At 63.4% G+C, this 18,288-nt stretch carries 17 protein-coding genes; 9 read left to right on the top strand and 8 right to left on the bottom strand.

Going from position 1 to position 18,288, the window contains the following annotated elements; genetic code table 11:
• Positions 1-72 precede the first annotated feature (72 nt).
• The 4 genes from LCF60_RS09655 (at position 73) to LCF60_RS09640 (ending at position 2,821) form a co-directional block, all read left to right on the top strand.
• Positions 73-669, top strand: coding sequence for a class I SAM-dependent methyltransferase (locus tag LCF60_RS09655; protein ID WP_292291416.1), 597 nt, complete (start codon positions 73-75; stop codon positions 667-669).
• 93 nt (positions 670-762) lie between these two features.
• The gene (locus LCF60_RS09650; RefSeq protein WP_292291414.1) at positions 763-1,311 is read left to right on the top strand and encodes a YeeE/YedE thiosulfate transporter family protein; all 549 of its coding nucleotides are present in this window, start codon (positions 763-765) and stop codon (positions 1,309-1,311) included.
• 3 nt (positions 1,312-1,314) lie between these two features.
• Positions 1,315-1,911: a YeeE/YedE thiosulfate transporter family protein gene (locus LCF60_RS09645; protein ID WP_292291413.1), complete on the top strand. Its 597-nt coding sequence runs from the start codon at positions 1,315-1,317 to the stop codon at positions 1,909-1,911.
• Positions 1,912-2,077: 166 nt separating this feature from the next.
• The gene (locus LCF60_RS09640) at positions 2,078-2,821 is read left to right on the top strand and encodes a 1-(5-phosphoribosyl)-5-[(5-phosphoribosylamino)methylideneamino] imidazole-4-carboxamide isomerase (RefSeq protein WP_292291412.1); all 744 of its coding nucleotides are present in this window, start codon (positions 2,078-2,080) and stop codon (positions 2,819-2,821) included.
• 62 nt (positions 2,822-2,883) lie between these two features.
• On the opposite strand, the gene purL is transcribed toward LCF60_RS09640, so the two are convergent.
• The 3 genes from purL to LCF60_RS09625 form a co-directional block, all read right to left on the bottom strand.
• Positions 2,884-5,043 (bottom strand): phosphoribosylformylglycinamidine synthase subunit PurL, encoded by a 2,160-nt coding sequence (purL, locus tag LCF60_RS09635; RefSeq protein ID WP_292291410.1) that lies wholly within the window; start codon positions 5,041-5,043, stop codon positions 2,884-2,886.
• An 88-nt stretch (positions 5,044-5,131) separates the two neighbouring features.
• Positions 5,132-5,518, bottom strand: coding sequence for a YbaN family protein (locus LCF60_RS09630; protein ID WP_292291409.1), 387 nt, complete (start codon positions 5,516-5,518; stop codon positions 5,132-5,134).
• A 228-nt stretch (positions 5,519-5,746) separates the two neighbouring features.
• Entirely contained in the window at positions 5,747-6,652 is a 906-nt protein-coding gene (locus LCF60_RS09625) for a LysR family transcriptional regulator (protein WP_292291407.1), read from the bottom strand.
• A gap of 165 nt (positions 6,653-6,817) precedes the next feature.
• Here LCF60_RS09625 and LCF60_RS09620 point away from each other — a divergent pair, with 165 nt between their 5' ends.
• The 5 genes from LCF60_RS09620 to ccmE all read left to right on the top strand — a co-directional run bounded on the left by LCF60_RS09620 (position 6,818) and on the right by ccmE (position 13,737).
• Complete coding sequence (locus LCF60_RS09620) at positions 6,818-10,240, top strand: indolepyruvate ferredoxin oxidoreductase family protein (protein ID WP_292291406.1); 3,423 nt, start codon at positions 6,818-6,820, stop codon at positions 10,238-10,240.
• Positions 10,241-10,333: 93 nt separating this feature from the next.
• Positions 10,334-11,218 carry a lysophospholipid acyltransferase family protein gene (locus tag LCF60_RS09615; protein ID WP_292291404.1) on the top strand — a complete coding sequence of 295 codons (885 nt, stop codon included), beginning with the start codon at positions 10,334-10,336 and terminating at the stop codon, positions 11,216-11,218.
• Between the two features lie 24 nt (positions 11,219-11,242).
• Positions 11,243-12,055: a glutamate racemase gene (murI, locus tag LCF60_RS09610; protein WP_292291403.1), complete on the top strand. Its 813-nt coding sequence runs from the start codon at positions 11,243-11,245 to the stop codon at positions 12,053-12,055.
• A gap of 45 nt (positions 12,056-12,100) precedes the next feature.
• Positions 12,101-13,129 (top strand): N-acetyl-gamma-glutamyl-phosphate reductase, encoded by a 1,029-nt coding sequence (gene argC / locus LCF60_RS09605; RefSeq protein WP_292291402.1) that lies wholly within the window; start codon positions 12,101-12,103, stop codon positions 13,127-13,129.
• Positions 13,130-13,287: 158 nt separating this feature from the next.
• A complete protein-coding gene (gene ccmE, locus LCF60_RS09600) occupies positions 13,288-13,737 on the top strand; it encodes a cytochrome c maturation protein CcmE (protein ID WP_292291458.1) in 450 nt (149 codons plus the stop codon).
• A 94-nt stretch (positions 13,738-13,831) separates the two neighbouring features.
• Here ccmE and eno read toward each other — a convergent pair whose 3' ends face one another.
• The 5 genes from eno to LCF60_RS09575 all read right to left on the bottom strand — a co-directional run bounded on the left by eno (position 13,832) and on the right by LCF60_RS09575 (position 18,286).
• Positions 13,832-15,109 carry a phosphopyruvate hydratase gene (gene eno, locus LCF60_RS09595; RefSeq protein WP_292291401.1) on the bottom strand — a complete coding sequence of 426 codons (1,278 nt, stop codon included), beginning with the start codon at positions 15,107-15,109 and terminating at the stop codon, positions 13,832-13,834.
• A gap of 78 nt (positions 15,110-15,187) precedes the next feature.
• A complete protein-coding gene (locus LCF60_RS09590) occupies positions 15,188-16,081 on the bottom strand; it encodes a DMT family transporter (RefSeq protein WP_292291399.1) in 894 nt (297 codons plus the stop codon).
• A 65-nt stretch (positions 16,082-16,146) separates the two neighbouring features.
• Entirely contained in the window at positions 16,147-16,557 is a 411-nt protein-coding gene (locus LCF60_RS09585) for a Fur family transcriptional regulator (RefSeq protein ID WP_292291398.1), read from the bottom strand.
• 73 nt (positions 16,558-16,630) lie between these two features.
• Positions 16,631-17,476, bottom strand: coding sequence for a DMT family transporter (locus LCF60_RS09580; RefSeq protein WP_292291397.1), 846 nt, complete (start codon positions 17,474-17,476; stop codon positions 16,631-16,633).
• Between the two features lie 15 nt (positions 17,477-17,491).
• On the bottom strand, positions 17,492-18,286 hold the full coding sequence (locus LCF60_RS09575) for a DUF533 domain-containing protein (protein WP_292291396.1): 795 nt from the start codon (positions 18,284-18,286) through the stop codon (positions 17,492-17,494).
• Between the last annotated feature and the right edge of the window lie 2 nt (positions 18,287-18,288).

Genomic DNA, 18,288 nt, shown 5'->3' with positions numbered 1-18,288 from the left:
AGGGCCGTTTGACGATCGGCCATCGCCGAAGCGCGGCTTGCTCTTTCACGGTTGGCGGGTAAGGTCGCGCCCATGTGGGAAGATCGTTTCAACCGGCCTGACTATCTTTTCGGCACGGCCCCGGCGCAATTCCTGACCCGGCGCGCCGAATGGTTCGCGCCGGGTCAGTCGGTGCTGAGCATTGCCGAAGGCGAGGGCCGCAATGCGGTCTGGCTGGCACAGCAGGGTCTTGACGTGACGGGCGTGGATTACGCGCCCTCGGCGATTGCCAAGGCAAAGGCGCTTGCCGTAAAGGCCGGTGTCTCTCCAACCTTTCTGCAGGCCGACCTGTTCGACTGGGTCTGGCCGGAGGCGGCGTTCGACATCGTCTTGGGTGTGTTCATCCAGTTTGTCGGACCCGAGGACCGCACCACTCTATTCGACCACATGAAACGCGCCGTCCGCCCCGGCGGGCTGATCATGCTGCATGGCTACACGCCGAAACAGCTCGACTACGGCACCGGCGGGCCAAAGGCCGAGGAAAATCTCTATACCGAAGCGCGTCTGACCGCGCTGTTCGAGGGCTGGGACATTGCCCTGTGCGACGCCTACGAGGCAGAGTTGGACGAGGGCGAGGGCCATAGCGGGCGGTCGGCGCTGCTCGACTTCATCGCTCGCAGACCTGGATGACGTATTCTCAAAGCTGAATGTAGTTGACTCAGATCAAACCCCCGGACGCCGTTCTTTGATATTCTGGAAAAAGAATATGAAGGAGCGCAACAGATGGTACTCAACTGGAAAACCGGGGGGCTGCTGCTCGGGTTGGTGTTTTTCGCCGCCGTGCTGCTGGTCAAACCCATCGGGGTGTCGACGCAGTTCGTGATCCTCGACGGGATCGTGGCCGACGCGGTGAGCCCCGATTTCATCAGCCGGACTGAGGACGGCTATACCTCGACCAATGCCTACATGGCGAAATCGGATGGCAAATACGCCAAGAGCGCGGCGAACCCCTTGAACTACAGCTTCATCTTCGTGCTGGCGATGGCGGCGGGCGCGTTCCTGTCGGCGCGGTTGCGCGGCGGGATCGACGCAGAAGAACGCGCCGCCCCGGCGATCTGGCGGGCCAATTACGGCGACACGCCGATGATGCGCTACGCGGTCGCCTTCCTCGGCGGCTTCATCGTGCTTTACGGTGCGCGCCTTGCGGGAGGCTGCACCTCGGGACACATGATGTCGGGCATGATGCAGACCGCGCTGTCGGGCTACATCTTTGCCGCCGGGGCCTTTGCGGCCGCCATTCCCACCGCCATGCTGATGTACAAAAGGGGCTGAGCCATGACCTCCATTCTTCTTGCGATCGTGATTGGCGCCGCCTTCGGCGCGGTGCTGGACCGGATCGGGGCGACGAACCCCAACTGGATCGGCGGGATGCTGACGCTTCGGCGGCTGCACCTGATGAAAACCATCCTTCTGGCCATCGGCACCGGGTCGATCCTGATGTTCGGCGGCCAGATGCTGGGGTTGGTCGACGTCGGCCACATGTCGGTCAAGGCCGCCTATATCGGCGTCTTCATCGGCGGCCTGCTTCTGGGCGCGGGCTGGGCCGCATCGGGCTATTGTCCGGGCACCGGGGTCTGTGCCGCCGCATCGGGGCGCAAGGATGCGCTCTTCTTCATCGCGGGCGGGCTCTTCGGCGCCGCTGCCTACATGGCGACGTACCCGGCGTGGAAAGCCTCGGGCCTGCTTGATGACCTGGCCGGTGGAAAGGTGACGCTGGGGTCGGTGCCGGGCGCGTCTTATGACGGGCTGATGGCGCTGTCGGGGGATCTGCTGGGTATCGCGATCGGCGCCGTCTTCGTCCTCGTGGCCTTCGTGCTACCCGACAGCCTTGTCGGTGGCGGCCGCCGGACGGCTGAAATTCCTGCGGAGTAGTCCTTTCCCCGCAGAACCTGAGCGCCCCGGAGCGATCCGGGGCGTTTTTTCATGTCCGGCCGAAAATCGCACCCGGCGTCGATGCGCATCGCACACCTGTCGTATTCTGAACACCGCGCCGCGCCGCAGGGCCTAGGCTGACCGCGTACAGCCAAGGGAGGCCCCAATGATCCTCTACCCGACGATCGAACTTCAAAACGGCCGCTGCGTCAGCCTGTTCCGCGGGCGGCTCGAGGAACCGCAGATCTGGCATGTCGATCCTGTCCTGAAGGCGATCGAATTCGCCAAGGCCGGTGCCCAGTGGATTCACGTCACCGATTTCGACGCGATCGCCGGGGATGACCGCAACCGAGATCTTGTCGACGAGATCATCCGCAGGGCCGGCGCGCCGGTGCAGCTGGGCGGCGGCTTCCGGTCGATGGCGGCGATCCAGGAGGCGGTCGATCGTGGTGTCGGGCGGGTCGTGCTGGGCACGGTGGCGCTGTTGCAGCCGGACCTTCTCAAACAGGCGGCAAAGGCCTTCCCCGACCAGATCGTGCTGGCGGTGGATGTCTACCAGGGTCAGGTGATGAGCGACGGCTGGCGTCAGGCCAGCGCCTACAGGCCACGGGAATTCCTGGGCTGGTTCGACAGCGATCCGCTGGCGGCCATCATCGTGACCGACATCGACGCCGACCTGGGCGAAGCCGAAGATGCGCTGGCGCTTGTCACGCAGCTGGCAGACGTGGCCAGGGCGCCGGTGATCTCGCGCGGGATCGCCCGGTCTCTGGACGGGATCTCGCGGTTGAAATACGTGCCGAAAGTCTCGGGGGCCATCGTCGGGCGCGCGCTGTTCGACAAGAGCGTCGATCTCGAAGAGGCGCTGGCCATCGCATCGGAACCAATGGGGCGCATGGTTCCGATGATCTGAAGCCGCCTTGGGCCGCAGCGGGCAGGGCCGTCACGCCCGCCGCGTCCCCGGAGGGTTCAAGCTCAGGCGAAGTGACCGGCAAAGGCGGTCATGTGCAGCTCGGACAGCTCGGACAGCGGCGCGTCCGATCCGCCCAGCTTGACCCGGTCGCCGGTGAAGCGCCCGACCGAGGCAATCGGCACGCCCGCCCGTCCTGCGGCAAGCATCAGCCATTCGGCCTGATCGAAATTGCAGGCGACAAGGTACCGTCCCTGGTCTTCCCCGAACAGCTTGCCCTGATCGGTTTCGTCGATCACCACGCCGACCTGCGAATTGCAGGCCATTTCGAAGGCTGCCAGCGCAAGGCCGCCATCGGACAGATCGGTGCACGCCTTGACGTAGTCGCGGTTGTCGCGGATGAACTCGCCATTGCGGCGTTCAGCGATCAGGTCGACGGCGGGTGCATCGCCATCCTCGCGGTTGAAAACCTCGTACAGCAGCGCCGACTGGCCCAGATGGCCTTGAGTGTCGCCGACCAACAGCGCCACGTGCCCGTCGCGGGCGCGGCCGAGGATCGGCTCTTCGCCCGCCGCGATCAGGCCGACGGCGCCGATGGTGGGTGTGGGCAGGATGCCTTGCCCGTCGGTTTCATTGTAAAGCGACACGTTGCCCGACACGATGGGCATGTCGAGCGCCTCGCAGGCGCGGCCGATGCCTTGCAGCGCGCCGACGAACTGGCCCATGATCTCGGGCTTTTCGGGATTGCCGAAGTTCAGGTTGTCAGTTGTCGCCAACGGCTTGGCCCCGACGGCACACAGATTGCGGAACGCTTCGGCCACGGCCTGCTTTCCGCCCTCGACCGGGTTCGCCTTGACGTAGCGCGGCGTCACATCCGAGGTGAAGGCCAGCATCTTGTCGGTGCCGTGCACACGGATCACGCCCGCGCCCCAGCCGGGGCCTTCGACCGTGTCGGCCATGACCATCGTGTCATATTGTTCGAACACCCAGTTGCGGGCGCAATAGTTCGGGCTGCCGATCAGTGCCTTGAGCGCGTCGATGGGATCGACGCCGGGCACATCGTCCAGCGGCGCGGGCGCCTCGGACGGGGTCCACGGGCGGTCGTATTCGGGCGCGGATGACGACAGGCGCGACAGCGGCAGGTCTGCCTTGGTCTCGCCATTGTGTACGATCAGGAAACGATCTTCGGCGATTGTTTCGCCAACGATGGCAAAGTCGAGGTCCCATTTGTCGAACACCGCCCGTGCCTCGGTTTCCTTTGCCGGATCGAGCACCATCAACATGCGTTCCTGGCTTTCCGACAGCATCATCTCGTAGGCGGTCATCTGCGCCTCGCGCTGCGGCACCTTTTCCAGATCAAGCCGAATGCCCAGCTTGCCCTTGTCGCCCATCTCGACCGCCGAACAGGTCAGGCCAGCCGCCCCCATGTCCTGAATCGAGATCACCGCGCCGGTCTGCATCAGTTCGAGACACGCCTCCATAAGACGCTTTTCAGTGAACGGGTCGCCGACCTGAACGGTGGGGCGTTTTTCCTCGATCGTGTCGTCGAATTCGGCGGACGCCATCGTGGCACCGCCGACGCCATCACGCCCGGTCTTGGCGCCCAGATAGACGACGGGACGCCCGACACCGCTGGCCGCGGAATAGAAAATCTTGTCGGCATCCGCCAATCCGGCTGCAAAGGCGTTTACAAGGCAGTTCCCGTTATAGGCCGCGTGGAAGCGCACTTCACCGCCCACGGTGGGCACGCCGAAGCAGTTGCCATAGCCGCCCACGCCCTCGACCACACCATGCACAAGCTGGCGCGTCTTGGGATGGTCCTTTTCACCGAAACTCAGCGCGTTCATCGCCGCGATGGGGCGTGCGCCCATGGTGAAGACATCGCGCAGGATGCCGCCGACCCCGGTCGCCGCGCCCTGATACGGTTCGATATACGAGGGGTGGTTGTGGCTCTCCATCTTGAACACCACGGCTTGCCCGTCCCCGATATCGACCACACCAGCGTTTTCGCCAGGGCCGCAGATCACCTGGGGGCCGGTGGTGGGTAGCGTCTTGAGATGGATTTTCGAGGACTTGTAGGAACAGTGCTCGTTCCACATCGCCGAGAAGATGCCCAACTCGGTAAAAGTCGGTTCGCGGTTCAAGATCCGCAGGATCTCCGCGTATTCATCTGCATTGATGCCGTGGGCGGCGATCAGGTCTTCGGTGATGGCTGGCTCTTGCATGGGTCTGGTCCTGTCGGCACGCGTGTTGCGGCTTCTTATGACATGCCCTCGGTCAGCACAACGGCATCGGCGGACGGGTGGGCCGCGATCAGGCCGAGGGTCGGCTGAGCACGAAAAGCGCGGCACCGCCCAGGCAGACCGCCTGGATGATCAGGACATGCGCGGGCAGCGCGAGGATCAGGCTGATGACAAAGGTCGCGCCCATCATCACGACGGCCAGCGTCTTGTGGCGTGTCGCGATGGCGCCCCGGCTTTCCCAATCGTGAATCGGGCCGCCGAAGACAGGATGGGTCTGCAACCACGCGCGAAGTCGGGGTGAGCTCTTGCCAAAGGCGAAGGCCGCAAGAAGAATGAAGGGCGTCGTGGGCAGCACCGGCAGCACAACCCCGATCAGGCCCAGTACAAGGGCCACGCCACCAAGCGTCAGCCAGAACGGACGCACAAGAAGATCCCAGCGAATTCTGATGTGACCCATCCTCTGATTCCCCGACGGCCGCGTGTGCTCTCTAACATGGACGGCAAAAAAAAGGCCGAGCATTAAGCTCGGCCGAAGTCCAACAGGGAGGTATGAAGATGATGCGCAAATCAGCGTTTCACCTCATATGTGCCAAATATGTCATCGGTCCGTTGCATGGCAATAGTCTTCGCCCGTGACATATGTCATTCCCGCTATGCGTGAGGCGCATGGGTCACAGTTGCGTCGCTACTCGGCCTCGAGCGCCTTGCGGGTCTGACGGTGCGCGAAAATCTCTTCCTGCACGAAATCGCGAAACGCCGCGATGCGTTTGGATTGGCGAAGCTCTTCGGGATAGGCAAGAAAAACAGGGACTTCGATCGACTCCACGTCTGGCAACACGCGTCGGATGGTGGGAAAATCCTCGATGATGTAATCGGGTAGAACGCCGATCCCGAGACCCGACAGCACGCTTTGCAGCACGCCGAAGTAGTTGTTCACCGTCAGCGTCGAGCGGATGTCATAGGTCAGAAGTTGCTGCACCAGCATCATGCCCGCACTGACCTGTGCGGCGCGGGGATTCTGGCAGATCAGCCGATGCTTGGCGATGTCCTCGATACTCTCGAGCGTACCGTGCTGGGCCAGGTATTCGGGCGATGCGTAAAGCCGCATGCGGATCGACATCAGGCGCTTGCGGATCAGGTCGGCCTGGCTGGGTTCCTTCATCCGCACCGCGACATCGGCCTCGCGCATCGGCAGGTCGAGAACGCGCTCTTCGAGCATCAGGTCGATGTTGAGGTCGGGATATTTCTCGTAAAGCTTGGGCAGGCGCGGGGCGAGCCAGAGCGAGCCGAACCCGATCGTGGTCGTCACGCGCAATTCGCCGAACACCTCTTCCTCGCTGTCGCGGATGCGGGCGGTCGCCGCCTCGATGCGCTTGTTCATCGACCGGGTGGCGTCGAACAGCAATTCGCCCTGCTCGGTGAGAATCAGCCCCCGTGCGTGACGGTGGAAGAGCACCGTGTTCAGCGATTCCTCGAGCGCCCGAACCTGGCGGGACACCGCCGATTGGGACAGGTGCAGGGCATCACCGGCATGGGTGAGGCTGCCAGCATCGGCGACGGCATGAAATATTCTGAGTTTGTCCCAGTCCATATTATACTCTTTCAGTCTTTGACGCCGGTCTACATGACACAAACGAATATCAGAACGACAACTTCTCGGAACACTTTAAATTCAACAGAAATCTGTAGCAAGGTCAGTAATTATGACCTAAATTCGTGCTAAACTTGCCCTACATTTCACGCAGGGAGGCGTCAAATGACCAAAGCCGAGATTACGCTGAATGACCGTTTCGATCTGACCAAATCACCTGTCCTGTTGAACGGGACACAGGCGCTGGTCCGTCTCATGCTGATGCAGAAGGCGCGCGATGTCGCCAACGGGCTGAACACCGCAGGCTATGTCACGGGGTATCGCGGATCGCCTCTTGGCGCAGTCGATCTTCAGATGAACCGGGCCGCGCGGTTCCTCAAGGCAGCCGATGTCACCTTCAAGGAAGGTCTGAACGAAGACCTGGCCGTGACCGCGCTCTGGGGCGCGCAACAGGCCGAACTGCGCGGCGAAGGCACGCATGACGGTGTCTTCGGCCTGTGGTACGGCAAGGGGCCGGGGGTGGACCGGTCGGGCGACGCGATGCGCCACGCCAACATGGCGGGCACCTCTCGGCATGGCGGTGTGCTGATGGCGATGGGCGACGACCACACCGGAGAATCCTCGACCGTGCTGCACCAGTCGGAATGGGCGATGGTCGATGCCTACATGCCGGTCGTGTCACCTGCGGGGGTGCAGGAAATCCTCGATTACGGGCTATACGGCTTTGCCCTGTCACGCTTTTCCGGGCTTTGGGTCGGTCTCAAGACGATGAAGGATACGGTCGAGGCGACGGCGGTGGTCGATGGCCGCCCGGACCGGATGTCCTTTGCGCTGCCGCCCTTCGACATGCCCGACGGCGGGCTGAACATCCGGTTGGGCGACACGCCGCACGCCCAGGAAGCGCGGATGATCGACCACAAGCGCTTCGCCGCCGAGGCGTTTTCGCACGCCAACAAGATGGACAAGCGTGTCTGGGGCAAGCCCGGCGCGAAGATCGGGTTTGTCGCGGCGGGCAAGAACTGGCTCGATCTGGTGCATGCGATGTCCCTGCTGGGCATCGATGCGGAGGAGGCAGACCGTCTGGGCCTCACAACCTACAAGGTCGGTCAGACCTGGCCCTTGGACATGAAGGGCTTCCACGACTGGGCCGAGGGGCTCGACCTGATCGTCGTCGTCGAGGAAAAGCGCAAGCTGATCGAGGTTCAGATCAAGGAAGCCATCTTCGACGATCGTCAGGGCCGGCGGGTCTATGGATGGCACAAGGGTGGCGGAGCCGGGTCGATGCACGGACCCGAGCTTTTCCCGACCCGCGGCGCGCTCGATCCGATCCTGATCGCCCAGAAACTGGGCCAGATCCTGATCGAGGAAGGGCGCGACACGGATCGCATCAAGGCCGGGATGCAAGCCCTTGACGAGGCTCGAAAAGCCGACAATGCCGAAGAGATTGCCGCGCGTCTGCCGTATTTCTGTTCCGGCTGTCCGCACAACTCATCGACCAAGGTGCCCGAGGGCAGCCGCGCCTATGCCGGGATCGGCTGTCACTACATGGTGCAGTGGATGGACCGCGAGACAACGGGCTTCACCCATATGGGCGCCGAAGGCGCGAACTGGATCGGCGAGTCGCTGTTTTCCAAGACGCCGCATGTGTTCCAGAACCTGGGTGACGGCACCTACAACCACTCGGGCGTACAGGCGATCCGCGCCGCCTTGGCGGCGGGCACGACGATCACCTACAAGATCCTCTACAACGACGCCGTCGCCATGACCGGCGGGCAGAAGAACGAAGGCGGCTTGTCGCCGCAACAGATCGCCGCCGAACTGCGCGCGATGGGGGTGCAGCATGTCGCGGTCGTCCATGACGAAAAAGAGGATGTCGACCTGAAGTCCTTCCCGCAAGATATTGAATTTGCAGAACGTTCGGATTTGCAAACCGTGCAGGAGAAGTTTGCAAAGACCCAGGGTGTCAGCGCCATCGTCTATATCCAGACCTGCGCCGCCGAAAAACGCCGCCGCCGCAAGCGCGGGCAGTTTCCCGACCCCGACAAGCGCGTCTTCATCAACACAGATGTCTGCGAAGGCTGCGGCGATTGCGGCGTGCAGTCGAACTGCGTGTCCATCGTGCCGAAAGAGACCGAACTGGGCCGCAAGCGGGCGATTGACCAATCGTCCTGCAACAAGGATTTCTCTTGTCTCAAGGGGTTTTGCCCGTCTTTCGTCACCCTGGAAGGCGCGCAGGTGCAAAAGTCGGCCACGGCGGATGTGACCCTGCCGGACATGCCCGATCCGGATTTACCCTCCATTAACGGCACGTGGAATATGGTCATCACGGGCGTTGGCGGAACCGGCGTCGTCACCATCGGCGCGGTCTTGGCACAGGCGGCGCAGATCGACGGCAAGGGCGCTGGCATGATGGAGATGGCCGGCCTCGCACAGAAGGGCGGTGCGGTGCATATCCACCTGCGGCTGGCGAACACGCCCGGCGACATCAGCGCCATTCGCGTGGCGACGGGCGAGGCGGACGCGCTGATCGGCGGTGATCTTGTGGTCAGCGCGGGGGCCAAGACGTTGGGTCTGATGCGCACGGGGCGCACCGGGGCGGTGGTGAACAGCCACGAAATCATCACGGGGGATTTTACACGCGATACGGAATTTTCCTTGCCAACCGACCGCTTGAAAGTCTCGCTTGAGGCACGTCTTAGGGAAAAGCTCGATCTCTTCGACGCCTCCGAACTGGCCAAGGCCACGCAGGGGGATTCGATCTTTTCCAACATGATGATCCTTGGTGCAGCATGGCAGCGGGGCTTGGTGCCATTGAGCTATGATGCCATCGCCCAGGCCATCGAGCTGAACGGGGCTGCCGCGGAAAAGAACATCCGCGCCTTCGAGATCGGGCGTTGGGCGGTGCTGTACCCCGAAGACGCGGCAAGGGTGGCCGAACCCAAGATCATCCCGCTGCCCAAGACACTGGATGAAAAGATCGCGTTCAGATTTGACCATCTGGTGAAATATCAAGGCAAACGCTACGCCAAGCGGTATCGAAAGCAGGTGGATCAGGTGACTGACCCGCGTTTGAAGGAGGCCGTGGCAAAGGGCTATCACAAGGTTCTTGCCTACAAGGACGAATACGAGGTCGCGCGCCTGCATCTGGACACCCGCGTCAAGGCGCGAGAGCAGTTCGGCGGCGATTTCAGGATGTCCTTTCATCTTGCACCGCCGATGCTGTCGAAAACCGGCGCGGATGGGCGGCCGGTGAAAAAGCAGTACGGTGAAGGAATGCTGAAGGGCTTTGGTCTCTTGGCGAAACTGAAGATGCTGCGCGGCACGCCCTTCGATCCGTTCGGTCGCACCGAGGAACGCCGGATGGAACGCGCGCTGATCGCGCAATACGAGGCCGACATGGCGGAATGGCTGCCCAGGGCCAAGCCCGAAACGATGGACGCGCTGGTGGCGCTTGCGGAACTGCCGCTGCAAATCCGCGGTTTCGGCCCGGTGAAGCAGGCCAATGCCGCCCGCGCCGAAAAGCGCCGCGAAGAATTGCTGGCGGTATTGCGCGCAGGAGGGGCAAGCCTCAAGCAAGCGGCGGAATGATGCGTCATATGGACGTTAAGTTCCTGTTACATCTTTGCGGATAAATCGGGGCGCGCTAGCACGGCGCGTTCCCGCTTTTCCCGAGGTGCCTTGGTGACGTCATCCGCCGCCCGTGATATATCCTACGCCTATTCCGCCCGGTCCAAACCCGGCCGTGCCATGATCCGGCTGATGGAAAATGCGACCGGGCGGTTGAGCCTGATCAAACGCGCCGCAGGCTACGAGGACGAGGTCGCACAGGGCCGCGATTTCTGGGAGGTGATGGTCGATCTCTACGGTCTGAGCCTCGATGTGGTCGGCGGATCGCTGGACAACATCCCCCGAACCGGGCCGCTCATCGTCATTGCAAACCACCCTTACGGCATTCTCGACGGGCTGATCCTTGGGCACATCCTGTCGATCACGCGCGGCGATTTCCGCATCCTGGCGCACAAGGTCTTCCGCAAGGCCGAGGAGCTGGACAAGATCATTCTGCCGGTGGATTTCGACGACACCAGGGCCGCCGTGGACCAGAATATCGCGACGCGGAAAGAGGCCTTGGGCTATCTCGGGCAGGGCGGCTGCATCGGGGTGTTTCCCGGCGGCACCGTGTCAACCGCGGCCAGGCCCTTTGCCAAGCCGATGGACCCGGGGTGGCGTGCCTTCACCGCCCGGATGATCGCCAAGTCGGACGCCACGGTTGTGCCGATCTATTTCGACGGCCACACCAGCCGGCTGTTCCAACTCGCCAGCCACCTGCATACGACGCTGCGCATGGGACTCCTGATCAAGGAGTTCCGCAAACGGCTCGACACTCCGGTGCGCGTGGTGATCGGCCGCCCCATTCCGGCCCACGCGATTCAAAGCCGCCAAAAAGACGCGCGAGAGCTGATGGATTTCCTCCGCAAAGCGACGTATGAGCTTTCTCCAACGCCGTTCCCGTCTTATGACTACGGCTTCGAATTTGAAGAACGCCATCGGGTGCGCAGCCAGTCGTGACCCGCAGGCAGGGGCGAGGACGCAATGGCGGTAGGCATATTTGACAGCGGGCTGGGCGGCTTGACGGTGCTGGACGCGGTGTCCAAGCGCCTGCCCGACGTGCCTTTCGTCTATCTGGGCGACAACAAGCACGCGCCCTACGGCGTGCGCGATGCGGATGATGTCTACAATCTGACCTGTGGCGCGACCGAACGGCTGTGGGACGCGGGCTGCGACCTGGTGATCCTGGCCTGCAACACCGCCTCTGCGGCCGCGTTGCGCCGGATGCAGGAAAGCTGGATTCCGCGCGACAAGCGGGTGCTGGGCGTGTTCGTGCCGCTGATCGAGGCACTGACAGAACGGCAATGGGGCGACAATTCTCCGCCGCGCGAAGTGGCGGTTCAACATGTGGCCTTGTTTGCCACACCGGCGACGGTGCGCAGCCGCGCGTTCCAGCGCGAACTGGCCTTCCGCGCCATCGGTGTCGATGTCGAGGCGCAGGCCTGCGGCGGCCTTGTCGATGCCATCGAAGAAGGTGACATGATCCTCGCCGAAGCGCTGGTGCGGTCCCATGTCGATGCGCTCAAACGCAAGATGCCGACCCCGCAGGCGGCGATCCTCGGCTGCACGCATTACCCGCTGATGCAGGAAGTGTTTCAGGATGCGCTCGGGCCCGAAGTGGCGGTCTATTCTCAGGCGAACCTTGTGGCCGCGTCCTTGGCGGATTATCTTGATCGGCATCCGAACATGCACGGATCGGGCCAGAGCGCGATGTTCCTGACCACCGGCGATCCGAAACGCGTGTCCGATCACGCCACCCAGTTCCTGCGACGACGGATCCAGTTCGAGCCCGCCTGAGCCGATCCGCATACCCGTCTTCCACCCTGTCATCGGAGGTCTGTCATGACCCAAAAAATCGCCATCATCGGCGCCAGCGGCTATACCGGGGCCGAATTGCTGCGCCTGATCGCCACCCATCCCGATATGGAAATCGCCGCGCTGGCCGCGAATTCCAAGGCGGGCCAGAGCATCGCGCAGGTCTTTCCCTTCCTGCGCCATCTCGACCTGCCGCAGCTCGTGACCTGGGAAGAGATCGATTTTTCCGACATCGACCTGTGCTTCTGCGCGCTGCCGCACAAGACCAGCCAGGAGGTGATTTCGAGACTGCCCGAACACCTGAAAATCGTCGACCTTTCGGCGGATTTCCGGCTGCGTGATCCGGCCGAGTACGAAAAGTGGTATGGCAATCCGCATGCGGCGGTCGAGATGCAGCACGAGGCGGTCTACGGCCTGACCGAATTCTATCGCGAGGCCATCCGCGGGGCGCGTCTGGTGGCTGGCACCGGCTGCAATGCGGCGACCGGGCAATATGTCCTACGCCCGTTGATTGCCGACAAGGTGATCGGGTTGAAAGACATCATCCTCGACCTGAAATGTGCGGTCTCGGGCGCGGGAAGGTCGCTCAAGGAGAACCTCCTGCACGCCGAGCTGTCCGAGGGCACCAACGCCTATGCGGTCGGCGGCACGCATCGGCATCTTGGGGAATTCGATCAGGAATTCAGCGCCCTGGCGGGTGAAGAGGTCCGCGTTCAGTTCACCCCGCACCTGATCCCGGCAAACCGCGGCATCCTTGCAACCTGCTATGTCAGCGGCGACGCGCAGGCGGTTCACGGCGCCCTGGCCACGGCCTATGCCAAAGAGCCCTTCATCGAGGTGCTGCCCTTCGGCGAAACCCCCTCGACGCATCATGTGCGCGGATCGAATTTCTGCCATATCGGCGTCACCGGCGACCGGATCGACGGCCGCGCCATCGTGGTGGCGGCGCTCGACAACCTGACCAAGGGGTCGTCGGGGCAGGCGTTGCAGAACGCGAACCTGATGCTCGGTCTGCCGGAAACGACGGGCCTGATGCTGGCGCCCTGCTTCCCTTGACCGTTTCCCGGCCTGGCCCAGTGCTCTTCGAACGCAATGCCGGGCCACGCAGGGAAGAAAAAGTGAAATCAGACTGCGGCAAATTGATCTGGCGCAGTTTGCGCGCGGTCTTTCCATGTCTATATTGAAGCAGGCTTTGTCGGGAGGATTCCGTGGCTCTGAAATCGCTCAAGAAACAACGGCGCATCCAGGTGATCGCCCTGGCCACCGTGGCGCTGGTGCTGTCGACCGCGCTGATCGGCTATGGCATGCGCGACGGGATCAACTTCTTCCGCTCGCCCAGCCAGGTGGTGGCAGAGCCGCCCGCGCCGAACGAAACCTTCCGCATCGGCGGCCTTGTCGAGGAAGGCTCGATTGTCCGGGGGCAGGGGTCCACCGTGTCCTTCAGCGTGACCGACGGTGGCGCCACCGTGCCGGTGACCTATTCCGGGGTGCTGCCGGACCTGTTCTCCGAGAACGAAGGCATGGTCGGAACCGGCCGCTTCGTGAACGGCGTGTTCGAAGCCTCCGAGATCCTCGCCAAGCATGACGAGGAATACATGCCCGCCGAGGTTGTCGACGCGCTGAAGGAACAGGGCATCTACAAGGATCCGAAGGCGGGCAGTTAAGCCCTGTCCTGATCTTCTTCTCTTTCCAAATATGCAAAAAAGCCGGGCGCGCAGCGCCCGGCCTGTCGGATTTTCCGAAGGAAAATTCGAAACCCTATCCGCGCAGGATCGACCGGCCCGCGTATTCGGCGGTTTCGGCCAGCATTTCCTCGATGCGGATCAGCTGGTTGTACTTGGCCAGCCGGTCCGACCGCGCCAGCGACCCGGTCTTGATCTGCCCGCAATTCGTCGCCACGGCCAGGTCGGCAATCGTCGCGTCCTCGGTCTCGCCCGAGCGGTGGCTCATCACGTTGGTGTAACGCGCGCGATGCGCCATATCGACCGCCTTGAGCGTTTCGGTCAGCGTGCCGATCTGGTTGACCTTGACCAGCATGGAATTGGCGCAGCCGCGCGCGATCCCGTCGGCAAGGCGGGTCGGATTGGTCACGAAAAGATCGTCGCCGACCAACTGGACCTTGTCGCCGAGAGCCTGGGTCAGCGACGCCCAGCCGTCCCAGTCGTCCTCGGACATGCCGTCTTCGATGGACAGGATCGGGTAGTCGTTCACCAGCGCCTGCAAATAGGCGACGTTTTCGTCCGAGGTCAGCGTCTTGCCTTCGCCCGCATAGACGTACTTGCCGTCCTTGTAATACTCGGTCGCGGCGCAATCGAGCGCGAGCATGATGTCGTCGCCGGGGGTATAGCCCGCCTTTTCGATCGACTTCAGGATGAAATCCAACGCCTCGCGGGTCGAACCCAGTTCGGGGGCAAAACCACCCTCGTCGCCAAGCCCGGTGGACATGCCCGCCGCCGACAGCTCTTTCTTCAGCGTGTGGAACACTTCGGAGCCCATGCGCACTGCGTCGCGGATGTTGTCCGCAGCCACCGGCATGATCATGAATTCCTGGATGTCGATCGGGTTGTCGGCATGTTCGCCGCCATTGATGATGTTCATCATCGGCACCGGCAGCAGACGCGCCGAGGTGCCGCCGACATATCGAAACAGCGGCTGCACGGTGAAATCGGCTGCGGCCTTGGCGACCGCGAGGCTGACGCCCAGAATGGCGTTTGCCCCAAGGCGGCCCTTGTTGTCGGTGCCATCGAGCTCGATCATCGTCATGTCGATGCCGACCTGTTCGGTGGCGTCGAGACCGACGATCTCGTCCGCGATTTCGCCATTCACGGCGGCCACGGCTTCCAGCACACCTTTCCCCATGTAGCGGCTCTTGTCGCCATCGCGCTTTTCGACCGCCTCGTAGGCGCCGGTGGACGCGCCCGAGGGCACGGCGGCGCGACCGATGGTGCCGTCTTCGAGGGTGACGTCGACTTCGACGGTCGGGTTGCCCCGGCTGTCGAGGATTTCACGGGCGTGGATGTCGATGATGGTGCTCATAGCGCTTGATCCTGATGCAGCTGCATGTCAGCGGCGGTATATCAGGGACGGACGCAAAGTAAACTGGGCCTGCTAGCGCTAACGCACTGTTTGCGCCACCACCGGATCGCGCGCCAGCGCCAGTTTGCGTTCCCGGTAAAGCGCATAGAGCCCCGCCGAGAGAATGATCCCCGCGCCCAGCAGCGTCAGCCCGTCCGGGCGTTCTCCAAAGATCAGGATTCCGACGCTCATCGAGAAAATCAGTCGCGTATAGCGGAACGGGGAGACGATGGCCGCCGGGGCCATGCGCATGGCCTGGGTCACGGCATAATAGCCGGCGGCGGTCACGACGATGGCCACCCCCATGTGCCAGATTGTCGTGGTCGTCACGGTGACCGGTTGCTGCATCACGAGCATCAGGATGAGCCCCATCGGGATGGTGGCGGAAAATCCCCATGTTGCCAACGAGATCGAGGGGATATGCGGCGGCGAAAGGCGGGTGATCAGGTCGCGCAGCCCAAGCCCGCACACCCCCATCACGGCAAAGAGCGCGGCGGGTTCGAAGCCCGCGGCACCGGGCCGGATCACCAGCAGCATGCCGACGATCCCGGCCAGGATCGCGATCCAGCGCCGCGGCCCGACTGGTTCCTTGAGAAAGACCGCGGCACCCAATGTCACAACCAGCGGCGCCATCTGCATGATCGCGGCAAAGAGCGACAGCGGAATCCGCCCGATGGACATGACAAGGCCGATGCCGCCTATGATTTCAAGACCGCTGCGCGCCAGAACCCACGGGTGCAGCGCATCGCGGCTGAGAAGCGTCGCGCCTTGCATCCGGGCGATCAGGATGAAGACCAGCGTACCGCCCAGGCTGAGAAAGAACATCACGTGGCCCGGCGTCAGGACCTGCGAGGACAGCTTGATGAACAGGTCGCTGAGCGCCAGAAGCGCCATCGCGAGGATCATCAGAAGGATGGCGCGCACGGTTTGCATTCGGCTGGGCTACGCCTCTTTGCGGCCAGAGGCCAGACCCGTCGGCACCGCGCGCCGCGGCAGCGTCACTTCTTGATCGGCACGCCGTAAAGCTCGAGCTTGTGACCCTTGAGCCTGTAGCCCAGCTTGGCGGCGATCTTTTCCTGCAAGGCCTCGATCTCGGGGTCGACGAATTCGATCACCTTGCCGGTTTGCAGGTCGATCAGGTGGTCGTGGTGATCGCGCTCGGCATCTTCGTAACGGGCGCGGCCATCGCCGAAATCGACCTTTTCGAGGATCCCCGCCTCTTCGAACAGTTTGACCGTCCGGTACACCGTGGCGATCGAGATGTTCGGGTCGATGCCCGAGGCGCGTGCATAAAGCTCTTCGACATGCGGGTGGTCCCGCGAGTCTTCCAGCACCTGCGCGATGGTGCGCCGTTGGTCGGTCAGCCGCAGCCCCTGGGCTTCACAGCGCGAAATGATGGTGTCGGACATCGCCGGGCCTCTTTGCATGCTGCGCCGGGTTTAGCCAACTGCACGCGTCTTTGCCATAAGCCGGGGTCAAAAATTACGCCCTGCGCCGCAGATGCCAGAGATAGAGGGCCAGCGCCGTGATCACGATGACCCCTCCGAGGAACATGTTCGGGGTCGGCAGTTCGCGCAGCACGATCCAGACCCAGAGCGGGCCGAGCACGGTCTCCAGCAGCAACACGAGGCTGACATTCACCGAGGCGGTGAGGCGCGAGGCTTCGGACATCAGGTAGAAGGACAGCGGCAACACGACAAAGCTTGCCGTCGCGATGGCCCATGTCGTGCCGGACCCCATCTCGGTCGGGGTGGTCAGGGCAAAGCCGCTCAGCCCGGCCAGCAGCGACCCGGTGCCCACGGCGGTGAGCAGGGGCAAGTCCGGGTTGTGCCGCAGCAGCGTGAAGCTGAGCGCCAGGCTGAGCGCCACGCCCAGGCCGAAGGCCACGCCGAACAGGGCAGTGGCGCTGAAGGCCAGATCGGTCTTGCCGGACATCGCCAGAAGCACACCCGCGATCACCGCGACGATGGTGATCCATGTCGCCGGGCGGGTCGGATGCCGGTAAAGCAGCCAGGACAGCAACGCCGCCCAGATCGGGACGGTGGCGACGGCGATCAGCACCAGCGCCACCGGCGCCATCGCGATGGCGGGTGCAAAAAGCGCGGCATTGGCCCATTGCGCCAGCACCAGCCCGACACCTGCCCCCGAGACAAGGCGCGGCAGCAGGCGCATCTGGCCGGTCAGCGTGGCGGCGACGAGAAACAGCGTTCCCATCGCCAGTCCCCGCCACGCGACAAGGGGGGCGGCGTCCAGCCCGGACATGCGGATGAGAAGTGCGTCCGGTGTCAGGATCAGGACACCGGTACACGCCAGAAGAAGACCCTTCATGAAGGTACGTCGGGATCAGCTGTAAAGCGGCTGCACCCCCATCTGCATATGCAGCGCGTTCACCGTGGGCTGGTCAAGATCCATCGCGCGCGCCAGCGCGTCGAGATATTGCGCCTCGGGCTGGGTATCGAGCCGGATCGTCATGAGCGAGGCGGAATAGACCTGGCTGCGCAGCGGTGCCGGCGTGTCGCCGGCCAAGGCGTCGACATCGACCGGCGCGGCAAGCTGGTCCTGCACGAAGGCGATATCCTCGGCATCCGCATCCTCGCCCACGGTGTCGAGGATCTTGGCGCGTTCGGCCTCGTCGATGCCGCCGTCGCTTTTCGCGGCCTGGATCATCGCACGCAGCATGAGCGCGGCGGTCTGTTCCGCTTCGGGCCCGGCCGCGCCGGACTTGGAGAACTGGTCGAGCATGCCCCCCATGTTCTTGCCGCCCATCGCCGCCATGCCGCCGGCGGCCGCCAGGATGCCCGCCAGACCGGCACCGCTGCCACCACCCAGCGAGGACAGAAGGCCGCCGCTGTCGCCACCGGTCCGGTCGCCGGTCTGGCTGGAACCGCCGCCCATCATCGACGACAGGTCGAGCCCGCCCGATTGCAGCTTTTCCATGATCCCGGCAAGCGGATTGCCGTCGCCGGAGCCGCCCATCATGCCGCTCATCTGGGCCTGCATCTTGGCGAGCGGGTTGTCCCCTTCGACCTGGGCCCCACCCATCAGACCGCCAAGGCCCTTGCCGCCCGACAGGTGATCCACGCCGCGCGCTGTTGCATACCCGATGGCCACCTTGGCCAGTGTTCCCATGAGACTCATAT

The sequence above is a fragment of the Marivita sp. genome (assembly GCF_020055635.1).
In the GTDB taxonomy this organism is placed as follows: domain Bacteria; phylum Pseudomonadota; class Alphaproteobacteria; order Rhodobacterales; family Rhodobacteraceae; genus Marivita.
Note: the sequence above shows the minus strand (reverse complement) of the source record. Positions and strands in the feature narration are given on the sequence as shown.